Annotated in this window: 18 protein-coding genes and 1 tRNA gene; 10 read left to right on the plus strand and 9 right to left on the minus strand. The window is 63.0% G+C overall.

The window, feature by feature from the left end:
* Nucleotides 1-11 precede the first annotated feature (11 nt).
* The gene (locus tag J0909_RS07060) at nt 12-1,163 is read right to left on the minus strand and encodes a YibE/F family protein (protein WP_207261627.1); all 1,152 of its coding nucleotides are present in this window, start codon (nt 1,161-1,163) and stop codon (nt 12-14) included.
* Nucleotides 1,164-1,230: 67 nt separating this feature from the next.
* Complete coding sequence (locus J0909_RS07065) at nt 1,231-2,700, minus strand: alkaline phosphatase (protein WP_207261629.1); 1,470 nt, start codon at nt 2,698-2,700, stop codon at nt 1,231-1,233.
* Nucleotides 2,701-3,029: 329 nt separating this feature from the next.
* Here J0909_RS07065 and J0909_RS07070 point away from each other — a divergent pair, with 329 nt between their 5' ends.
* Complete coding sequence (locus J0909_RS07070) at nt 3,030-3,803, plus strand: class I SAM-dependent methyltransferase (RefSeq protein ID WP_207261631.1); 774 nt, start codon at nt 3,030-3,032, stop codon at nt 3,801-3,803.
* A gap of 263 nt (nt 3,804-4,066) precedes the next feature.
* On the plus strand, nt 4,067-4,990 hold the full coding sequence (gene trpS, locus J0909_RS07075; protein WP_207261633.1) for a tryptophan--tRNA ligase: 924 nt from the start codon (nt 4,067-4,069) through the stop codon (nt 4,988-4,990).
* A gap of 54 nt (nt 4,991-5,044) precedes the next feature.
* On the opposite strand, the gene J0909_RS07080 is transcribed toward trpS, so the two are convergent.
* Genes J0909_RS07080 through J0909_RS07090 form a run of 3 tightly spaced genes read right to left on the minus strand, consistent with a single transcriptional unit; the run spans nt 5,045 to nt 7,793 of the window.
* Nucleotides 5,045-5,974: a calcium/sodium antiporter gene (locus tag J0909_RS07080; protein WP_207261635.1), complete on the minus strand. Its 930-nt coding sequence runs from the start codon at nt 5,972-5,974 to the stop codon at nt 5,045-5,047.
* Nucleotides 5,975-5,983: 9 nt separating this feature from the next.
* Entirely contained in the window at nt 5,984-7,075 is a 1,092-nt protein-coding gene (locus J0909_RS07085) for a tRNA(5-methylaminomethyl-2-thiouridylate) methyltransferase (protein WP_207261637.1), read from the minus strand.
* A 55-nt stretch (nt 7,076-7,130) separates the two neighbouring features.
* Nucleotides 7,131-7,793 carry a substrate-binding periplasmic protein gene (locus tag J0909_RS07090; RefSeq protein WP_207261638.1) on the minus strand — a complete coding sequence of 221 codons (663 nt, stop codon included), beginning with the start codon at nt 7,791-7,793 and terminating at the stop codon, nt 7,131-7,133.
* Between the two features lie 306 nt (nt 7,794-8,099).
* Between J0909_RS07090 and recA the strand changes: the two genes are divergently transcribed.
* Together recA and alaS are read left to right on the plus strand one after the other, a co-directional pair.
* Complete coding sequence (gene recA / locus J0909_RS07095; protein WP_207261640.1) at nt 8,100-9,167, plus strand: recombinase RecA; 1,068 nt, start codon at nt 8,100-8,102, stop codon at nt 9,165-9,167.
* 89 nt (nt 9,168-9,256) lie between these two features.
* The gene (gene alaS / locus J0909_RS07100) at nt 9,257-11,896 is read left to right on the plus strand and encodes an alanine--tRNA ligase (RefSeq protein WP_207261643.1); all 2,640 of its coding nucleotides are present in this window, start codon (nt 9,257-9,259) and stop codon (nt 11,894-11,896) included.
* A 90-nt stretch (nt 11,897-11,986) separates the two neighbouring features.
* Here the strand turns inward: alaS and J0909_RS07105 are convergent, their stop codons facing one another.
* Nucleotides 11,987-13,177: an MFS transporter gene (locus J0909_RS07105; RefSeq protein ID WP_207261645.1), complete on the minus strand. Its 1,191-nt coding sequence runs from the start codon at nt 13,175-13,177 to the stop codon at nt 11,987-11,989.
* A gap of 368 nt (nt 13,178-13,545) precedes the next feature.
* Between J0909_RS07105 and rplM the strand changes: the two genes are divergently transcribed.
* The 3 genes from rplM to J0909_RS07120 all read left to right on the plus strand — a co-directional run bounded on the left by rplM (nt 13,546) and on the right by J0909_RS07120 (nt 15,827).
* Nucleotides 13,546-13,974, plus strand: a complete 429-nt coding sequence (gene rplM, locus J0909_RS07110) for a 50S ribosomal protein L13 (RefSeq protein WP_207261646.1) — start codon at nt 13,546-13,548, stop codon at nt 13,972-13,974.
* Between the two features lie 12 nt (nt 13,975-13,986).
* Nucleotides 13,987-14,376 (plus strand): 30S ribosomal protein S9, encoded by a 390-nt coding sequence (gene rpsI, locus J0909_RS07115; protein WP_286181855.1) that lies wholly within the window; start codon nt 13,987-13,989, stop codon nt 14,374-14,376.
* 188 nt (nt 14,377-14,564) lie between these two features.
* On the plus strand, nt 14,565-15,827 hold the full coding sequence (locus J0909_RS07120) for a radical SAM family protein (protein ID WP_207261648.1): 1,263 nt from the start codon (nt 14,565-14,567) through the stop codon (nt 15,825-15,827).
* A gap of 141 nt (nt 15,828-15,968) precedes the next feature.
* Here J0909_RS07120 and J0909_RS07125 read toward each other — a convergent pair whose 3' ends face one another.
* Together J0909_RS07125 and purM are read right to left on the minus strand one after the other, a co-directional pair.
* Nucleotides 15,969-16,718, minus strand: a complete 750-nt coding sequence (locus J0909_RS07125; RefSeq protein WP_207261650.1) for a DUF1003 domain-containing protein — start codon at nt 16,716-16,718, stop codon at nt 15,969-15,971.
* Between the two features lie 268 nt (nt 16,719-16,986).
* Nucleotides 16,987-18,048, minus strand: a complete 1,062-nt coding sequence (gene purM / locus J0909_RS07130; protein WP_207261652.1) for a phosphoribosylformylglycinamidine cyclo-ligase — start codon at nt 18,046-18,048, stop codon at nt 16,987-16,989.
* 152 nt (nt 18,049-18,200) lie between these two features.
* Here purM and J0909_RS07135 point away from each other — a divergent pair, with 152 nt between their 5' ends.
* The 3 genes from J0909_RS07135 (at nt 18,201) to J0909_RS07145 (ending at nt 19,846) form a co-directional block, all read left to right on the plus strand.
* Complete coding sequence (locus J0909_RS07135; protein ID WP_207261654.1) at nt 18,201-18,494, plus strand: hypothetical protein; 294 nt, start codon at nt 18,201-18,203, stop codon at nt 18,492-18,494.
* A gap of 58 nt (nt 18,495-18,552) precedes the next feature.
* Nucleotides 18,553-19,572, plus strand: coding sequence for an AmmeMemoRadiSam system radical SAM enzyme (gene amrS, locus J0909_RS07140; protein WP_207261656.1), 1,020 nt, complete (start codon nt 18,553-18,555; stop codon nt 19,570-19,572).
* Nucleotides 19,573-19,769: 197 nt separating this feature from the next.
* Nucleotides 19,770-19,846, plus strand: a tRNA-Pro gene (locus J0909_RS07145).
* A gap of 172 nt (nt 19,847-20,018) precedes the next feature.
* Here the strand turns inward: J0909_RS07145 and J0909_RS07150 are convergent.
* Nucleotides 20,019-21,416: an MATE family efflux transporter gene (locus J0909_RS07150; protein ID WP_207261658.1), complete on the minus strand. Its 1,398-nt coding sequence runs from the start codon at nt 21,414-21,416 to the stop codon at nt 20,019-20,021.
* Between the last annotated feature and the right edge of the window lie 56 nt (nt 21,417-21,472).

Below are 21,472 nucleotides of genomic sequence, written 5' to 3' on the forward strand. Positions count from 1 at the left end.
CGGCACGTTCGTCAATGGCGGAGAACGTCGGCCGGGCGCTCTCCGGAGGTCAGGAGCAACCCGCCCGCCAGGGCCGTGAACGGCGCCACGGTGACCAGGCCGAAGCTGCCCACCAGGGTCTTGAGGACCTCGGCGGCCACGTAAATGAAATTGAAGGTGGTATCCAGCGGAATGCCCTGGGCCATGAAGGCCATGAGCAAGGTCACGAACCCGCCCGAGTAGGCCAGGAGCAGGGTCGTGGTCATGGTCCCGACCACGGCCCGGCCCACGCGGATGCCCGACCAGATGGCCTCCATCCGGGAGATACCCGGTTTCTTGGCCACCACTTCGCTCATGGCCGAGGCCACGTCCATGGCCAGATCCATGACCGCGCCGCAGGAGGACAGGAAGACCCCGGCCATGAACACGCGCGTCAGGTTCAGGTGACCATAGCCCGCGTAGAGCAGGGTCTCGGCAAAGGGCATGACCGCCCCGTGCACGTGGAACCGGCCGGTGAAGTAGACGCCCAGGGCGCAACTGGCCACCACCCCGAGGAAAGCCCCGAGAAAGGCGGTCAGGCCGGTACGGTTCACACCGGCCACCAGGAAGATGATCACCGCGCTGAGCAGGGCGACCACGCCCAGGGTCAGCCAGACCGGGTCCGTGCCCTTGAGCAGCAACGGGACCAGGATCTTCCACAACAGCAATCCGGTAAAGACGAAGGACAACAGCGCCTTGAACCCTGTCAGCCCGCCGAAGGCCAGGAGCAGCGCGGCGAACAGGCCGAGCAGAAAGAGTTCCAGCCCCAATCGGTAATGGGCCTGCGGGTTGACGTAGATGACCTTGCCCCCGCTGTCCACGGTCAGAATGACGTAGGCCGTGTCCCCGGCCTTGAAGAGCTTGTCGCGATCCAGTTGGCCCAGGAGCTGGTTGCTGGCCGAGAAGGTCTCGCCCTTGAACGGCCCATCCAGGATTTCGAGCGTCACGGCCTGCTCGCCCGCGCGGATCATGCCCAGGCTCTGGATGTTGGCGTCGTCCACGGCCGTGATCCGGGCCGTGCAATGGACCGCGTCCCGGTCCTTGTTGGTCTCGAACCCGGTCGGCACGTAATAGAGGGCCACGGAAACGACGATGAAGATGATAACCAGGGCCCAATCGCGGGACGTCTTGTTGAGTGCGTGCATGATCTTCCTGAAAAAGGGGCGGGCGGACCGTGGAGGCCCGCCCGCCGAAGGTTGGATGAAACGCTGTCTAGTTGGCGGCCACGCGCGCGGCGGCGATGTCGGCAAACACGGCCTTGGCGGGCATGCCCATGGAGGCCATGAGCTTGGTGGCCACGTCCTTGTTGTCGTAGCTGCCGTTGAAGGCCTGGCAGTTCACGCCGATGGCGGAAGTGGAGACCGGCACGCCGGTGTGCTTGTAGGAGGTCCAGCCCAGACCGGCCTTCTGGTTGAGCACGTGGGTCAGGGTCACGGACAGCGGGTCGTACTCGCCGTACAGCAGGTAGTCCCCGCCCTTGACCTTTTCCCCGGCCATGGAGCGGCGGAAGGCCTGCTCGATGTCGGCGGCTTCGTAATCGGCCAGGACCATGGGGTCGGTCTTGGCATCGCCGGTGAACTTCAGGCCGAAGTCGGCGGTGATGATCGGTTTCATGGCGTTGAAATCGCCGCCCTTCTTCTTGAAGTCCACCAGGGTCTCGTCGGTGAATTTCTGGAAGGAGACCTTCTGGTGGCTGAGGATATCGTAGTGGGAACCATACTTGGTACCCGCGAAGCCCAGGGTCAGGCCGCCGCATTCGTGGTCGCCGGTGACCACGATCAGGGTCTCGTCGGGGTGCTTGTCATAAAAGGCCAGGGCCTTCTGCACGGCCTTGTCGAAAGAAATGGTGTTGTCGATGGATGCGGCCGCGTCGTTGGCGTGGCAGGCCCAGTCGATCTTGCCGCCCTCGACCATCAGGAAGAAGCCCTTGTCGTTGTCGAGCATCTCGATGGCCTTACCCGTGAATTCGGGCAGGGTGATGTCCTTGTCGGTCATGTCCATGACATAGGGCAGAGCCTTGCCGTCCTGGAGCCAGGCGTTCCAGGCGATGACCTTGCCGTCGCCGGGCGCAAGCGCCATGAAGCCCTTCTTGTCGGTGACGACCTTGTAGCCGTTGGCCTTGGCCTTTTCCAGGGCGTCGCCCATGGGGGCCTTGGACTTCTTGCCCGCCGGGTCCTTGAGCCCGCCGCCCGCGAAGAAGTCGAAGCCGGAGTCGGCCAGGGCATGATCGATCTCGTGGTACATGGAGCGATTCTTGACGTGGGCGTAGAACGCGGCCGGGGTGGCATGGTCAATGGACACGGACGAGACGATGCCGACCTTCATGCCCCTGTCGCGGGCCATTTCGGCGATGGTCTTGACCGGCCTGAACTGCGGGTCCACGCCGATGTAGTTGATGTTGGTCTTCACGCCGGAGGCCAGGGCCGTGGCCGACGCGGCGGAACCGGTGATGAACCGGTCGTTGGCAAAGGTGGTGGTGATGCCCTGGGCGGGCATGGCGTCAATGGCCAGCTTGTGGCCCAGATAGGCGGAGCTGGCGGCCCGCTGGGGCAGCCCCATGCCGTCGCCGATGAAGAAAAAGACGTATTTGGCGTCCTTGGCCCAGGCGGAACCGGCCATGAACACCATGGCCAGGGCCAGCGCCAGGACACACCCGACAAACCGTTTCTGCACTTTCAACATGTCAAACCCTCCTCAGGTCCATTTGGTGTTGTTTCAAGTCCCAGTATCTACGCCCGGAACGTTACGGAAGCATGTGACCGGGCGGACAACAGGTCACGAGGCGGTGACAAATCCGTTACAGCCGATCCGCTTGATTTTCTTATTGAATAGTAGTGCATCCCGAAGGCGGGCACAGGCCTTTTCGCTGGCTCCCCTTGAAAAGGACCGTTGTTTAGTGAATATTGGCCCGGAAAACGAACGCATATCGTGCCACTTTTTTCATTGAATTATCCGCCCCCTCCCCTGCGCGGCCGCGCCGGGAAACGGCGGACGAAACCGAGGGAGCCCCCATGGAACCGACCGCACCGACCCCGCCTGTCAGCAAGGAATACTGGAACAACCATGCCCGGAGTTTCCCCCGGTTCGAGGAGGGCGAAGATAACTATGAGGCGGGCGTGATGCGGATGATCAAGGCGCACGGTGTGGATTTTCGCGGCGCGTCGGTCCTGGATGTGGGCTGCGGCAGCGGCATGTACACCATCCGGATCGCCCGGGAGGCGGCACGCGTCACGGCGCTCGACGTCTCCGACGTGATGCTGGACATCCTGCGCGAGGATGCCGAGGCCAGGGGGCTTCACAACATCGACTACGTGCGCTCGGAATGGATGGAGTACGACGGCGACGAAACCTTCGACATCGTCTTCTGCTCCATGACTCCGGCCATTCAGAGCGAGGCCTCCCGGCTCAAGTTGCTGCGTCACGTGGCCGGGGCCACCGTGTTCATGGGGTTCGCCGGGCTGATGAAATCCGACGTCATGAGCGGCCTGTACGCCCATTACGGAGTGACGCCCCGGGTCTTGGCCAACGGCACCGAAATGCGCGACTGGCTCGACGGACGGGGCATCCCCTACGCCGCCTACCCAGTGGAAGGCGTCTGGCAGGTCCGAAGCTCCCTGGAAAAACTGACCGACTCCTGCTCCACGTTTCTCTCCCAGTACGGCGTGGCCGCCGAGCCGGATCATCTGCGCGCCTATCTGTCCGCGTTCGAGGAGACGCCCGGCTCCTTCCTGGAGCGCACGGAATACAAGATCGACCTGCTCATCTGGGACAAACGGGCGGCCTGAACCGGATGCCGCCCAGGGCGGCCCGTTTCTTGACATCGACTGCGCCCACCCGTTAAGAGAGGCCATGCGTTCATCGGAACATCATACGAAAACACGTCGCTGGTGGTGGCAGACTTTACGGAGTATGCCACCAGCATAGAGTATCAAGGTATCAAGCTGTCGGCATGCATGGCCGGCGGCATCGTCTCTTTTCAGGGCTGTCGGCATTTCCGGCAGCCCTTTCTTCATCCACAATTCGAAGACATCGGAAAGGAGACACGGCAATGAAAAGAATATTAACCGGAGAACGGACGACCGGGAACCTGCACATCGGCCACTACTTCGGCTCGCTGCAATCGCGGGTCAAATTGCAGGACGAATACGAAACCTTCATCATCCTCGCGGACATGCAGGTCCTCTACGACCACCTTGAGGATGAAAAAGGCAAGTCCATTCGCGACAACGTGTACCGGGCCCTGCTCGATAACCTGTCCGTCGGGCTGGACCCCGACAAGGTGACCTTCTTCGTACAGAGCGAAATTCCCGAGCTCGCGGAACTGACCATGTTCTTCACCTTCCTGGTGTCCATTGGCCGGGCCAAGCGAAACCCCACGGTCAAGGCGGAAATGGAACAGGCCGGAACCAGCTATGAGCACATGAACCTCGGTTTCCTCTCCTTCCCGGTGTCCCAGGCGGCAGACATACTCCTGCCCAAGGCGGACCTGGTGCCCGTGGGCGAGGACCAGATCCCGCACATCGAACAGACCCGGGAGATCGCCCGCCGGTTCAATTCGCTCTTCGGCGAAACCTTTCCCACGCCGGACTATCTCGTCTCCACCTCCCCCCGGCTGCCGGGCCTTGACGGTCAAAACAAGATGTCGAAATCGCTGAACAACGTCATCAACCTCACGGACGACGAGGCCACGGTGAACAACAGAATCAAAAAAGCGTACTCCGGCGAGGGGCACGCCCTCTTCACCTACGGCAAATTATTCGGCGTTGAGCCCAACGAACGCATGGGGACCTTCAAGCCCGCCCTGGCGGAAAGCGTCAACGCCTTTCTGGAACCCATCCGAACCCGCCGCAGGGAGCTGGAAAAGGAACCCGGTTACCTGCGCGAGATTCTGGACAGGGGACGGGACAAGGTCCGGGCGATCGGGGCGGAAACCCTCGCCCAGGTGAAGGAGCGGATGGGCATGGTCTATTGACGCGCCGCGGGCGCGCGGACGGGACGGGGCGGCCGGGGAAAGGCCGTCCCCGTTCTACTGCATGAAATCGTGGGCCCAGCGGACCAGGTTGATACCGATGAGCAGGGCCCCTTCCCAGCGGCGGACCTTCCAGCCCGTGCGCAGGATGACCAGGACCAGGCCGACCATGCCGACTAGGACGATCAGGCCGGACAGGGCCTCGGACGAGACCGGCAGCGGCTTGAGCAGGCAGGTCAGCCCGAGCACGCCCGCGAAGTTGAAGAAATCCGAGCCGATGAGGTTGCCGAGCAGCATCTCGTTTTTGCCCCGGACGGAGGCCGCCAGACAGGTGACCAGTTCGGGCAGGGAGGTGCCCGCAGCCACGATAGTCACGCCGATGACCCAGGAGGACACCCCCAGCGTCGTGGCGATGGACGTGGCCGCCGAGACCATCAGGTCGCCGCCCGCAGCGATGGCCACGAACCCGGCCCCGAGCCAGACCCCATCCCGCCAGGTGGCAACCCGGCCCCGTGTCTCTTCCAGTTCCTCCGCGCCCACGGCCTCGCGCTTCACGCCCAGATAGACCAGGTAGCAGATGAGCAGGGCCACGAGGCAGCCACCGAAAAGGCGGCTCAATTGGCCGGTGAAGGACACGGCCAGAATACCCGCCGTGGTCAGGAACAGGAGCAGCCCGTCCCGGTAGACGATGGTTCGGTTGGAAACCAGCGGCTTGATCACGGCCATGAGCCCGAGGATGAAGCCGAGGTTGAAAATATTGGACCCGACCACGTTCGACAGGGAGAGGTCGTTCTGCCCCCGGAAGGCGGCATTCACAGTCACCAGGAACTCCGGGGCCGAGGTGCCGAAGGCCACGATGGTCAGCCCGATGACCAGTTCCGAAACATTGTACTTGCGGGCGATGAGCGCCGCCGAGGTGACGATCCAGTTGGCTCCGAACCAGAGCAGCAGCGCCGAAGCGGCGAAGGAGAAGATGTCGATGAACATTACCGGACTCTATGTGAAGGCGCGAACCGGCGCAACCTGGGCCTGGGCCTGTTCCCGCTTCCATTCGCGGACCAGGTCCGGGACGGGCTCGGACCAGCGCAGCGCGGTCTCGCGGGCCGGAATGACGGCCACGATCTCGGTCCCGCCCCGCCGTCCGACGCTCACCCGCACGGGTTCATCCGTGGCCGCAAACCGCTTGCGCGCCTTGCCCGAGTAAGAGCTGATCAGGGCGGCGGCGTCCCGGACGACTTCGGGAGTCCAATCGCCGCAAAGCGGCCTGCCCAGGGCCAGGGGCCCGGGGAAATCAACCAATTTGAAAAGATAGTCGCTGTCCTCGGCCAGGGCCGCGATCTGGTCGTTGTCCGCGGCGGTGCGGCCGAAGGCCAGCCAATGCGGACCGGCCCAGACCTGCCGTCCGGCGCGGGCCAGGGAAAAATCGCCGGGGGCAGGCCTCCCGCGATGGGTCAGAAGCCGCACGAACCGGGCCGCGCCGTGGGTCTCGGTCAGGCAGCAGCCCCCCGCCGGAGTGGGAATCTCGGTGAATCCGTACCGCTCGGCCAAGGCGTATTGCGGCTTGCGTCCCCGGCCGCGCCAGTCGAGCAATCTGTCCCGGTCCACCAGCCCGGACGTCTCCATGGGCGTGGGCGGAAGATTCCTGGCGCACAGGGGGCGCAGGAGCACGTTGCGGACCTCGGCCCGCTTGGTGATCACGTTGAGTGCATCCTCGCGCTGGCTCATGGGCCGCTGGCCCACGACCTCGCCGGAGACGAGGAACTTCGCGCCGTATTCCCGCATGAGCCCGTGGGCGTGTTCAAGCATGATGATCTTGCAGTCGATGCACGGGTTCAGCCACTTGCCGAACCCCTGGGACGGGCCGTCCAGGAGCATGTTCACATAGGCCTGCCGGATGTCCACGGATTCGGCCTCGATGCCGTAGTGATCCCGCCAGAAGGGGATCAGATGGGGCTTGCCGAAAAAGGGCGTGACAAAGTGCAGCCCCAGGACCGTCAGGCCCTGATCCATGACCGTGCGCATGGCCAGGATGGAATCCAAGCCGCCCGAGAGCAGGGCCAGCGCGTCGTAAGAGTTTCGTTCCGCCATGGAGGGGACCCTTATGTGAGATTCCGGCCGAGAGCAAGCGCCGGAAGGACCGCGCCTAGAGGGCCGACTTTTTGAGCAAGACGTTGAAGCGGGCCAGGAATTCCTCGGGCGACAGGCCGTGATTCTTGAAGTAGAGGAGGGAAACCGGAACGCACAGGGGCGTATCCTCACCGATCGTGCCGGGGCAGGCGACCACATTGTCGAACAAGGGCGCGTTCTCTTTCTTCAGGTATTCCCCGAGGCGGCGGTCGCAAACGACCATGTCCAGACGCCCCTCCAGCAGCATACGGAAGTTGGCCCGATTCGGATTTCGCCCTATGTTGCCCTCCAACTGGAATCTCTCGGCGGCCACGGCCTCCTGCCATTCCGGTCCATAACGGTATCCATCGATCACGCCGATGCGCAATCCCGCCAGGTCGTCCATGCTTTTCCAACAAGGCCGTGTGTTCGTGCGCAGTTTCCAGAGCACGGTGTGCATGTACTCCATGGGATCGGAAAAACGCATGAAGCGCTGCCGTTCAATGTCGACCACACAAGGAAGCATCAGGGGCATGGCCCCGGTCCGCATGGCTTCCAGACAGCGCCGAAAAGGCAGGATATGAAACTTCGGCGTATAGCCCATGGCGGACAAGATCCGCCCGAGCTTTTCCACAGCCGTCCCGCCCGGCTCCCCGCCCTGGTCCAGCCGGGACATGGGCGGCAGCAGATAGGCGGCCACCTCAAAAACCGGCCCCGCCGCCCGAGCCGTCCCTCCGAACAAACAAACGATCAATGCCATTGCGGACAACAGCCCGCCGATTCGTGCAAAAAGAATTCTCATCATGTCTCCGTATTGTTCCGTGCCGAAAAGCCTACACGCGGCCGGACAATTCCGTGGGCCCGCCCGGGCCGCCCTGAAAGGGGCAACCTTTTGCGCGCACGGCCTGTTTTCCCATATATGATGGGTGTTGCCCGCGAAGGACGTATCTGGTATCGGAACATGTTGCTTATTTGTTGCCGCCAGTCAAATCCCGGAGGATACCCCATGGCTCGTAAAGCCGTTGACCCCGACGTCCTGCGCAAGGAAGCGCTGGGCACTGCCCTGACCACCATCGAACGCAAATTCGGCAAAGGCTCGATCATGCGTCTGGACGACGAGGCGTCCCATTCCATTCCGTTCATCCCCACCGGGTCCATAGGCCTGGATATCGCGCTCGGCATCGGCGGCGTGCCGCGCGGCCGCGTCATCGAGATTTTCGGCCCCGAGTCCTCGGGCAAGACCACCCTGGCCCTGCACATCATCGCCCAGGCCCAGAAGGCGGGCGGCGGGGCCGCATTCGTGGATGCCGAGCACGCCCTTGATCCCGGCTACGCCAAGCGGCTGGGGGTCAAGACCGACGAGTTGCTCATCTCCCAGCCCGACTACGGCGAGCAGGCCCTCGAAATCGCCGACCTGCTGGTCCGATCCGGGGCGCTGGACGTGGTCGTCATCGACTCCGTGGCCGCGCTCATCCCGCAGTCCGAGCTCGAAGGCCAGATGGGCGAGACCCAGGTGGGCAGCCAGGCCCGGCTCATGTCCCACGCCCTCAGGAAACTGACCGGCACCATCCACAAATCCAATTGTGTGGTCATCTTCATCAACCAGATCCGCATGAAGATCGGCATGACCGGCTACGGCAACCCCGAGACCACCTCGGGCGGCAACGCGCTCAAGTTCTACGCCTCGTGCAGGCTGGACATCCGCCGCATCCAGACCCTCAAGGACAAGGACGAAGCCTACGGCATCCGCGCCCGCATCAAGGTGGTCAAGAACAAGGTCGCCCCGCCCTTCCGCCAGGCCGAGGTGGACGTGCTCTACGGCCAGGGCATCTCGCGCATGGGCGAGATCATCGACATGGGCGTGGAGAACGGCATCATTGAGAAGTCCGGCGCATGGTACGCCTTCGGCTCCGAAAAGCTCGGCCAAGGCAAGGAGAACGTCCGCGCCCTGCTGATGGACAACCCGGATCTGGCCGGATCCATCGAAGAGGCCCTGATGACCCACCTCGGATTCCGCGACGTTCCCGAGGCCCCCGCCGCACCGACGCAGGATGCCGGAGACGCCGACGAATAGTCTGATTTTCAGCCCGAAACGAGCGCCCCGGGCCTACAGCCCCGGGGCGTTTTTCTTCGGCAATACCCTTCTTTGGAGAACAGTAAACGATGAAAGCCAACGAAATCCGCCAACGGTTCCTTGAGTACTTCGAGAGGAACGGCCACACCATTGTGGAATCCTCTCCCCTGACCCCCAAGGACGACCCGACCCTGCTCTTCACCAACGCGGGCATGGTCCAGTTCAAGAAGCTCTTCCTGGGCCAGGAAAAGCGCGACTACATCCGCGCCACCACGGCCCAGAAGTGCCTGCGCGTGGGCGGCAAACACAACGACCTGGAAAACGTGGGCCGCACCGCCCGCCACCACACCTTTTTCGAGATGCTCGGCAACTTCTCCTTCGGCGATTACTTCAAGGAGGACGCCATCCGCTTCTGTTGGCAGTTCCTGACCGAGGAGCTCAAGCTGGACAAAAACCGCCTGTACATCACCATTTACAAGGATGACGACGAGGCGGGCGAATTGTGGCGGAAGGTGGCCGGAGTCCCCGAGGACCGCATCTACCGCCTGGGCGAAAAGGACAACTTCTGGTCCATGGGCGACACCGGCCCCTGCGGCCCCTGCTCCGAGGTCCACTACGACCAGGGCGAGGAAGTGGGCTGCGGCCCGAACTGCGGCATCGGCAAATGCGACTGCGACCGTTTCCTGGAGATTTGGAACCTGGTCTTCATGCAGTACGACCAGGCCGAAGACGGCACCCGCACCGACCTGCCCCGGCCCAGCATCGACACCGGCATGGGCCTGGAACGCATCGCGGCCGTGGTTCAGGGCGTGCATTCCAACTACGAAACCGACCTGTTCCAGAGCATCATCCGGTACACCGCCGACCTGGCGGGCGTGAAGTATCGTGAGAGCGAGGAGATCGACACCGCCCTTCAGGTCATCGCCGACCACTCCCGGGCCATCGCCTTCCTCATCCCGGACCAGGTGCTCCCGTCCAACGAGGGACGGGGTTACATCCTGCGCCGGTTGATCCGCCGCGCCTACCGTTTCGGCAAGCTCATGGGGCTGACCGGCACCTTCCTGTGGAAGACCGCCTCCAAGGTCATCGACGACATGGGCGGCCACTACAAGGAGTTGGAGGAGACCCGCAACTTCATGGTCGAGGTGGTCCGAGGCGAGGAGGAGTCCTTCGCCAAGACCCTGGACAAGGGTCTCGAAATGCTTGAGCAGGAACTGGCCGAGTTGAAGAAGGCGGACGCGGCCGTGGTCCCCGGCGAGACCACCTTCAAGCTTTACGACACCTACGGATTCCCCATCGACATCGTCCGCGACGTGGCTGAACAGCACGGCATGGGCGTGGACGAGGCCGAGTTCGACAAATTCATGCAGGAGCAGAAACAGCGTTCCAAGGCCGCCTGGAAGGGATCCGGCGAAAAGGATGTGGCCAGCATCTTCCAGACCCTGCTGGAACAGGACGTGACCAGCGAATTTTCCGGGTATGAGACCATGGCCGACCAGTCCTCGGTCACTTATGTCCTGACCCCGGACGGCGCGGTCGTGGACCGGCTCTCCTCGGGCGACTCCGGCTGGCTGGTGGCCGAGATCACCCCGTTTTACGGCGAGTCCGGCGGCCAGGTGGGCGACACCGGGTCCATCGCTGCCTCCGGGGGCAAGGCGGACGTGCTCGACACGGTCAAGCCGTCCAAGAATCTGACCGCGCACAAGGTCACCGTCACCGAAGGCGAGCTCAGGCCCGGCGCCCCGGTCTTCCTCAATGTGGACCGCACCCGGCGGCTGGCCACCATGCGCAACCATACCTCCACCCACCTGCTCCACACCGCCCTGCAAAAGGTGCTCGGCGACCACGCCAAGCAGGCGGGCTCGCTGGTCGGACCGGATCGGCTGCGCTTCGACTTCACCCACATCAAGGGCCTCTCCGGCGAGGAGATCGCCGAGGTCGAGAAGCTGGTCAACCAGGCCATCTTCGACGCCATTCCCGTGACCCGCGAGGTCATGTCCATCCAGGACGCCCAGGCCAAGGGCGCCACCGCCCTGTTCGGCGAGAAGTACGGCGACACGGTCTCGGTCATCGAAGTGCCCGGCGTGTCCATGGAATTCTGCGGCGGCACCCATCTGGACAACACCGGCATCGCCGGATCCTTTGTCATCACCTCCGAATCCGGCGTGGCCGCGGGCATCCGGCGCATCGAGGCCGCCACCGGCCACAATGCCGTGGCCTGGCTGAACGAACGCCGCGAAGCGGCAACCGAGGCCGGAGCCATGCTCAAGGCCCAGCCCGCCGATCTGCCCAAAAAGGTCAAGGACCTCCAGCAGCAGGTCAAGGACATGCAGAAGGAAATGAAATCCCTCCAGGCCAAGCTCGCCTCGGGCGCGGGCCGCGACATGATGGGCGAGGTGGAGGAAATCGGCGGCGTCAAAGTCCTGGCCGCCCGGGTGGACGCCCCGAACATGGGCGTCATGCTCGAACAGATGGACGCCCTGCGCTCCAAGCTGCCCTCGGGCATCATCTGCCTCATCGCTCCGCACGAGGACGGCAAGGTTTCGGTGGCCCTGTCCGTGACCAAAGACCTGCACGGCCGCTTCAAGGCGGGCGACCTGATCAAACCCGTGGCCGGCGAAGTCGGCGGCGGAGGCGGCGGCCGTCCTGACCTGGCCCGCGCGGGCGGCTCCAATCCGGCGGGCATCGACAACGCACTCGCCAAGCTCCGGGAGCTCGTCGCGGCATAAACTCGCGGCTCATTATCAACAATAAAAGGGTCCCCGCACTGACGTGCGGGGACCCTTTTCCGTGCTGCGCGGACGAGCCGGAGCGGACCGTCACTCACCGTCGCCGTCCTCCCCCGCGGGAGGCCGGTAGTTGCGGAGCAATACGGCGACCACGACGCCGCCCACGGCGATGAGAATGGCCCCGGCCGTGAAGACGTAGGCTATGCCCAGGGTGTCGAAGATGATCCCCGACAGGATGGGCGAAACGATCATGCCGAAACTGTAGGCGGCATCGGTCACGCTCATGAGCGAGGCCATGCCCATGGTCTGGCCGAGATAGCCGGTGATGACCAGGCTACCGGGCAGGATGAAGCCGGTGGACGCGCCCATGAGGATGTTCAAGCCGAGCAGCGGGAGGAAATCCGTGCTGAACGGCATGCAGAAAACCGCCACGGCCACCCCGAACATGCCCAGGATGACCACGCGCTTGGGATTGGTCCGGTCGGCCAGCCGTCCGACGGGCCGCTGCATCAGGGCGATGAGAAAAACGTTGGCGGACAGCAGGAAGCCGAACTGGGAACCGGACAGGCCGACCTGATGGGCGTAGATGGGCAGAAAGGTATAGACCGCACCCTGGCCGGAAGCGCTGAAAAACCGCATCAGGACAATGGCGAAGGCGGTTCGGTTGGCCAATATCTGCCGGAAGGTGGCCGTTCCCCCCTTGCGGGTGACCGCGCCGCTCTCCCGGTCCGAGGGGACGAAGAACGCGACGAAGACGGCCGTAACCACGGACACCGCGCACAGGGTGTAAAAGGGCATGGCCATGCCGAAATGCTCCTGGATCACTCCGCCCAGGGTAGGGCCCAGGCCCAGGCCGACCATGGCCGCCATGTTCAGGGTGCCCATATAGGCCCCGAGTTGCCCCTTGGGGGCGATGTCGGCCGCCAGGGCCATGGCGATGGGCACCACCAGCAGCGAAGTGAAACCGTGCGCCAGGCGAACGAGAATCAACGCCCGGGAACTGTCGGCCGCCAGATAGGCGCAGGACACGAGCGCATACAGCACAAGCCCGACGAGGATGAACGCCTTGCGCCCCATGCGGTCGGAGAAGCGCCCGATAAAGGGCGCGCAGGCGGTGCGGGAAACGTTGAAGCTGGCGATGATCGCGCCGACGACGAATCCGCCCGCCCCCATCTGGACGGCGAGGATCGGCAGCAACGGCCAGATGATGCCGAGGCCGACCATGGTCACGCCGATGGCCACGGACAGGGAGAAAAGCACGGCGGCTGAATTGGTTCGCATTGTGGATTCGTGTCATGCCCGCAGGCAGATGGCTTGACTCGGAGACCGGATGTCCCGTGGAGCGAGCCTCCCTTATCACGCCCTCCGGCACAAGCAAAGCGCTTCTTCACGCGTCCGGCGGGAACGGGAAGGGCCTGGCCCGACCGCTCGGCACGGGGCAATAAAAAGCTTGTGGGCTTTCCGCTTTTCAGGTAAGTACGTCCTCCCGGTCAGCACCACCGGCTTTGGAGAACACCCCCGTTACAACCCTGTTCTCCCAGGTTCGGCGGCCTGGTCGCGTGACTACTCATATATAGTTGAAATGGGTTGACAGGCGGGCGAGATGCCCGTAAAGGTCCCCTTCTTGAGAATTTGCAAGGAGCATTTTTATGAAGACATATAGCCCGAAGCCGGAAGACGCGAACCACGAATGGTTCATCGTCGACGCCACGGACAAGATCCTGGGCCGCCTGGCCACCGAGATCACCACCCGTCTGCGCGGCAAGCACAAGCCGGAGTTCGCCCCCCACATGGACATGGGCGACTTCGTGGTGGTCATCAACGCCGAGAAGATCAAGGTCACCGGCAAAAAGATGGACGCCAAGAAATACTACAAGCACACCAACCATCCCGGCGGTCTCAAGGAAAAGAGCCTGCGGCAGATGCTGGACATCAAGCCCGAGAACGTCATCACCGCCGCCGTCAAGGGCATGCTGCCCAAGAACAAGCTGGCCGCCCAGCAGCTTAAGAAGCTGAAGGTCTACGCCGGTTCCGAGCACCCGCACGCGGCCCAGGCTCCCAAACCTCTGGATTTCTAATCGGGGATTATCATGAGCGATTTCACCTACGCCACTGGCAAACGTAAGAATGCGATCTCCCGCACCCGCCTGTACGCCGGCACCGGGCAGATCACCGTCAACGGTCGTCCCTTCGAGGACTATTTCCCCCGCAAGAGCCTGCAGATGGTTGTTCAGCAGCCGCTGAAGCTGGTCAAGATGCTCGAGCGTTTCGACATCAAGGCCAACTGCACCGGCGGCGGCGTGTCCGGCCAGGCCGAAGCCCTGCGCCACGGCATCTCCCGCGCCCTGTGCGCCCTGGACCCGGAACTGCGCGCCGTGCTCAAGCCCGCCGGTCTCCTGACCCGCGACGCCCGTAAGAAGGAACGTAAGAAGTACGGCCTTCGCGGCGCCCGCGCTTCCTTCCAGTTCTCCAAGCGTTAAGCCGAGAACCGGACATTCAGTCCACTCAGGCCGGTACCTCAGGGTGCCGGCCTTTTCTCGTTTCCCTCCGCTCCGGGCGGCCCGCCGGGCCTTCCTCGAGCGGCGAGCCCCGTCCAGCGTGGCCCATCACCACAAAAAACCATTCAATTCTTGCCCGGACGCCGGTTTCTCCATAGAATGCCCCCACCATGCCATCCAAGAAAAAACCGCAGCCGCATATGCTGTTCGCTTCGCCCGACGGAGAGATCTACGACCACCCGGACCTGTTGCTCATGATCCGGCGGGGAGACGAATTCGGCCTGCCCCGGCCCGATGAGATCATGCCTTTGCCCGAGGAGTCCGAATTTTTCATGCTGCCCGGCCGCCACGCCATGGGCTACAGCCAGGAGGACGGACAGGCCGAAGTCATGGAAGAGCTGGCCGTAGCCGCCTTCGTCTGCCCGGGCCACACGGTCACCGGCGTGGCCGCCTACGAGTCCGATGAGGACGCGCCGGTCCTGCCCCTGCTCTCCTATGCCGCTATCGGCTACGCGAACGGCAAATTTTGGGTCTGCGCCAAGAAGGTGGACGAGGACCAGCGCCAGGTGTTCACCCACATCCAGCCCGACCGCATTGAGGCCGGTGCGCACGAATTGATGTCCGAGCTGCCCGAGAACCGGCTGGTCAACCATCTGGCGGGCTGCGCCCTGACCAGCGGCTGCCCGGCGGCCAAGAACCTGGCCCTCGGCCGGTTCGAATGCCCTCTGCCCACCTCCAGAACGTGCAACGCCGAGTGCGTGGGCTGCATCTCGCTCCAGCGCGAGGACTCCGGTTTCCCCTCGCCGCAATGCCGCATCGCCTTCCGGCCCACGGCGGACGAGATCGTCCAGATCATGCGCCGCCACGAGTCGCGCGAACGCCGCCCCATTTTTTCCTTCGGCCAGGGATGCGAGGGCGAACCTCTGCTCGAGGCCGAACTTCTCTGCGAGGCGGTGGCCAAGTATCGCCACGAAGGCGGCACCGGCACGGTCAACGTCAACACCAACGGCTCACGCCACCAGGCCATGCCCGCGCTGAAAATCGCCGGAATGAACTCCATCCGCGTCAGCCTGAACTCCGCCCGCAAAGGCCCCTACGAGGCCTACTACCGTCCCCACGGCTACAGCTTCGACGATGTGCGAGAGACCATCCTCAAGGCCCACGACGTCGGCCTGTACGTCTCCCTGAACCTGCTCTTCTTCCCCGGCATCACCGACACCGAGGAGGAGTATGACGCCCTGGTCGAGCTGGGCGAGACCTGCCGCTACGACTTCATCCAACTGCGCAATCTCAACCTCGACCCCGAACTTTATCTCCGCCTCATGGAACCCTTCGGGCACTCCCCGTCCATGGGCTTCAACAACTTCAAGAAACGACTCAAAAAAGCCCTCCCCTGGATCGAGTACGGCTACTTCAACCCGTACCTCGGGTAGGCGGGGAGCCTCCGGCGGCCAGGGAACCCTTTGAAAAGGGCTCTCTGGACTCTCCCAAACTTTTTGTGTGCCTGCGGCAAAGGCGTGCGAACGCGTAAAGCCGCAGCCTTGTCCTGATCGCCGGGAACGGTCCTCCGACCGTTACTTGCCGGTCCCCTTGCGGGTGCGGGCGGCCATGATCTCGGTCATCAGATCCAGTTGCAGTTGCTGGATGTCGAGAAGGCGTTCCCATTGGTTGGAGATGAGATGGTCGAGTTTTTCGTGCAGATGGCGGATTTCCAACTCGGCCTTGAGGTTGACCTTGTAGTCGTTCTCGGCCCGGGCCCGGTCTTTGTCCTCTTGCCGGTTCTGGCTCATCATGATGATCGGGGCCTGGATGGCGGCCAACAGCGAGAGTAGCAGATTGAGCAGGATAAAGGGATACGGATCGAAGGGCCGGAAGACCAGAAGCAGCGTGTTCACCAGCACCCAGAATAGAATGAACACGCCGAACAGGATGATGAATTTCCAACTTCCGCCGAAATCGGCGATGAGATCGGCCAGACGCTCGCCCGTGGTGCGCATCCGGTCCATCTCCTCTTCCGGATTGCTGGCCAAAAGCTCATGCCGTTGCAGGCTTTGCAAGACCTCCTGATCCAGTTCACTCAACTCGCCCTTTTCCGAAAGCATGATGTCTTCCACGTACTTGAACCGAAAATGATTCAGATCGTCCGTGCAGATATAGCCGGACTCGGTGAAGTCCGGCCGCTCCTTGACGATCTCGTCGAAGATCGCGGGACGGATGGTCGAAACGGGGAGCATATTAGCCTTGCTCTGCCCGCAGATCCGGCAGACGTGCCGAGGCTTGGGCTTCAGTGAAGGCGACCGGCGGGGGGAGGATTTCTGGCTCATGGCAAACCTCGCTGTAACGGCAAAAGGCCTGGGTGAAACAATCCGGCATCAGCCGCCGGGCTTGATGCGGCCCGGCGCGCGGCCAATAAGATTGGTTACCCCACCGGCCCGGCCAGGTAAACCGCCTTGCGCGATCCGCCGCCATTCTTGCCGCCAAGCGGCGTTCGACGTCCGTTTTCCTTTTTAGGGGAATTACCGGGGTACTTTCCAAAGAAAAACCCCTGCCGCGCGTACATGGCAGGGGTTCGATCAGTGGCTGAAAAACGGTCTACGGAAAGAGCACCTGGACCTGTTCAGCGGCCTCCCGGCGCTTGACGATCTCGCCGATGCGGTAAGCCTCCACGTCGTCCCGGGCGTCAAGCCGCTCCAAGGCCTCGTCGGCGTAGGCCGGGTCCACGATGAGAATGTAGCCGATCCCACAGTTGAATATCTGGAGCATCTCGGGCCAGGAAAGATCCCCCTGCGCCTTGATCCAGTCAAAGACCGAAAGCATGGACCAGGAACCGAACTGGACCGAAGCGGTCACGTCGTCGGGCAGGACGCGGGGCACGTTGTCGTAGAATCCGCCGCCGGTGACATGGACCATTCCCTTGATGGGCAGGGTGGCCAGGAGTTCGAGCACGGGCTTGACGTAGATCTTGGTCGGCTCGATGAGGACTTCGGCCACGGTCTTGTCCGTGCCGGGGAAGGCGTCGTCCCCGTCCAGGCCGGATTCGGCCAGGATCTTGCGCACCAGAGACCATCCGTTGGAATGTACGCCCGAGGAAGCCAAGCCGATGAGCACATCGCCGGGCGCGACGTCCTTGCCGGTCACCAGCTTGGGCGTATCGACCATGCCCACGGCAAAGCCGGACAGATCGTACTCGCCGTCGGGATAGAAGCCGGGCATTTCGGCGGTCTCGCCGCCGAGCAGGGCGCAGGCCGACTGGCGGCACCCTTCGCACACGCCGGAGACCACCTGGGCGGCCACGCCGGGTTCGAGCTTGCCCGTGGCGAAATAGTCGAGAAAGAAAAGTGGGGTCGCGCCCTGGACGAGCACGTCGTTGACCGACATGGCCACGAGGTCGATGCCCACGGTGTCGTGCTTGTCAAACAGGAAGGCGAGCTTGAGCTTGGTGCCCACGCCGTCGGTCCCGGCCACAAGCATGGGGGCCTGCATGCCGGAAATCTCGGGCTTGAACAGTCCGCCGAAGCCGCCGATGTCCGTGGCCACGCCGGGGGTGAAAGTGGACTTGACCATGTCCTTGATGCGGCGGACAAACTCGTTGCCCGCTTCGATGTCCACACCGGCCGCGGTGTAGGCCTGGGATCGCTTGGCGCTGTCGCTCATGGGTGTCTCCTCAATTGACTTTGGTCGCTTATAGATGGAAGGCGGACCAAGTTCAAGCAACAAGTGCGCGACCCGCCATTTGCATTGCCAAGGGAGTATCCGGTGCCTATACTGTAGGAATGTGGCAGCACCGCAATGCCGAGGAGGAAACCATGCGCCATTTCAGCGTCATAGCCGCCCTGACCCTGGCCGTTGCCCTTTTGACGCCGAGCCTGGGCCTGGCCCAAAACAAATTCAAAAACGAAGACACGGCCAAGGATCGACGGATTAACTCTTTGGGCACCCGCCCCGTGGAGGGCGAGGCGCCGACGACCTCCTTCGGCATCAACGAGGCGGGCGACACGACCATTGATTCGCACCAGCCCAAGAAGGATGAGGTGGATTGGTACGACAAGGTGATCATCGCCGTGGATCCCAAGGTGGAATGGCCCGCATCGAGCGAGTGAACATTTCCATGACAAAGCCCGGCCCTGCCGCCGCAAAACCTTCAGGAGGGTTTTCGTCATGATCGAAGCAAGACTCTGGAAGCCGCTCAAAAACGGCGCGGTGCAATGCCGCCTCTGCAACCATTTCTGCAAAATCAGGCCGGACGAACGCGGCCAGTGCGGAGTACGCGAAAACCGCGACGGCACCTTGTACGCCCTGAACTACGGCAAGATCGCGGCCCTCAACCTCGACCCGGTGGAGAAAAAACCGCTCTACCACTTCCAGCCGGGGTCCATGACCTTCTCCTTCGCCACCATGGGCTGCAACCTGTCGTGCTCCTTCTGCCAGAACTGGTCCCTGTCCCAACCGCCGCGCTCGGGCGGCCCCATCCGGGGGCAGGACGCCACGCCCGAAGAACTGGTGGCCGAAGCCGTGCGCCAGGGGGCCGCGTCCATCTCCTACACCTACTCCGAGCCGACCATCTTCTTCGAGTTGATGCAGGACACGGCCCGGCTCGCCCACGAGGCCGGGCTCAAGAACATCATGGTTTCCAACGGATTCATGAGCCGTGAATGCCTGGAAGCGCTGGGGCCCGACATCGACGCCATCAACGTGGATCTCAAATGCTTCACCGATAAATTCTACCAGGACATTTCCGGGGCCCGGCTCCAGCCCGTTCTGAACAACCTCAGGCAGATCAAGCACGAATTGAAGTGGTGGCTCGAAGTAACGACCCTGCTCATACCGGGCAAGAACGATTCGCCCGAGGAGCTGGACCGGCTGACGAGCTTTCTGGCCGACGGAATCGGCCCGGACACGCCCTGGCATATCTCGCGGTTCCATCCCGACTATCAGATGACCGACGCGCCCCCCACCTCCGGCGACTCCCTGAAGGCGGCCTACGCCATGGGCAAGGCCAAGGGGCTCCTGTACGTCTACATCGGCAACGTGCCGGGCTCGGACAAACAGGACACCCTCTGCCCGGGCTGCGGCAGGAAGCTGATCGACCGGACCGGCTTCTCGGCCCGCGTGCACGGCATCCGGGACGGCAAGTGCGCTGCCTGCGGGCAGCCACTTCATGGCGTGGACCTGGGTTGACCGGCTTGCAAACGGCCCGCTTTTTCAGTAGGTATGCACACCTTGTGCGAACGCCGCCTACGGCGGCGGACCTTGCCGGAGAATGAGGATTTTCCCCGGCAGGAATCCGGGAAAGGGCAGGACTACCGCGTATTCCAATACGCAAAGGGCTGATCTTTTCGCGGCAACGCAGCCAGGGATAATCCTCAGCCACCAGACGGAGTGTGGCGCAGACTGGTAGCGCGCCTGCTTTGGGAGCAGGATGCCGGGGGTTCAAATCCCTCCACTCCGACCAGCAAGACAAGGCCCCGGACCTCGGTTCGGGGCCTTTTCCCTGCGCGCTTGCCGACCGAAACGCAGGGCCCTTCCAGCGGGAGACGGAGGATGCTCCAAGCGGCGCAGCCGGGATGGCGGGCCGATTAACCCCCAAGATCCCCCGGCCCACTCCATCGGCGGAGCGTCAGGACCTATTCATCGCCTTCCGCAACGGCCACGACGCGCAGCGCCCCCTCTTGGCCGCCCGCGTCACGCAACCACTTCACCAACGGGATCACAAAGGGAATCGTCAGGGCGAAGGACAACGCGTCCGCCAGCGGCTGGGAGTAGATCACACCGTCCAATCCCATCACCCCGGGAAGGATAAGAATGGCGGGGATGAAGAAGATCCCCTGGCGGGCGACGGAGAGAAGCCCGCCCACCCGGGCCTTGCCCATAGCCAGAAAGAGTGTGGAATACACCATGACCATGCCGAACAGGGGAAACGCCAGGGCATTCGCCCGCAAGGTCTTGACGCCCAGCGCCACAAGCTGCGCATCATTCGTGCTGAACGCGCGCATGATGACGCCGGGAAAAACCAGCAGCAGCATCGCGACAAGAAGGCAATAGCCGAGGACCCATCGCAGAGAGACCTTGATGGACTCATTGAGCCTGGCAAAATTTTTCGCCCCGTAGTTGTAACCGGCCACGGGCTGGAACCCTTTGACGTACCCGTACAGAACGTACGCGGCCAACGCCAGCACCCGGAACACGATCCCCATCGCCGCGACCGCGGAATCGCCATATCGGCTCGCAGCGGTATTGGTCATTCCCATGGCGACGCCGAAAAGGAGCTGGAAGACGAAGATCGGCACCCCCAGCCTGACTATCTCCCAGCAGGTGCCGCCACGCAACGTGAAGAGCCTCGGGGATATCTTCAGGCACCCCCGTTTGCCCACTATATACCAGAGATAGACCAGCGCGGTCGTTCCCTGGGCCACGACGGTCGCGGCGGCCGCTCCGCCCACCCCCCATCCGAAGGCATAGATGAAAAGCGGATCCAGGAGAGCGTTCAACCCGCCCCCCAGAAGCATGGCGAACATGGACATGTTTGCCGCGCCTTCCGCGACGACCACATTGTTCATAGTGATGCAGAACACATGCAGAAGGCAAAAGGAAAAGTATACAACGGCATAGAGGTGGGCATACGGGAGGATGGTCCCCGTCGCGCCGAGCAGGGCCAGGATGTCATCGAGAAACAGGAGCGATAAAACAGTCGCCGCGCATCCGGCGGCAAGACTGCCGAACACCGCCGTGGACGCCGTCCGGCTCGCCCGCTCCCAATCGCCCTCCCCCAACTGCCGCGCAATGCACATGGCCCCGCCGCATCCGAAGATCAATCCGACCCCAATGACGACCTGCACCAGGGGAAACGCGACCGAGACCGCGCCCATCGGGCTGGTGCCCAAACCGCCGACGAAATAGGCGTCCACCACATTGTAAAGCGCATTTATCAACATCCCCATTATCATGGGCAACCCCAATTTCAGCAATGCCGTCGGGATTGCGTCATCACGCATAATTTTGACTCTATCTTCATTCGAATACATGGGAGCTCCTTCTTCTGTCTGTATAGCAGCTATACACTTCGATTAAAAAAAACACG

The sequence above is a fragment of the Desulfovibrio sp. Huiquan2017 genome (genome assembly GCF_017351175.1).
In the GTDB taxonomy this organism is placed as follows: Bacteria; Desulfobacterota; Desulfovibrionia; order Desulfovibrionales; family Desulfovibrionaceae; genus Pseudodesulfovibrio.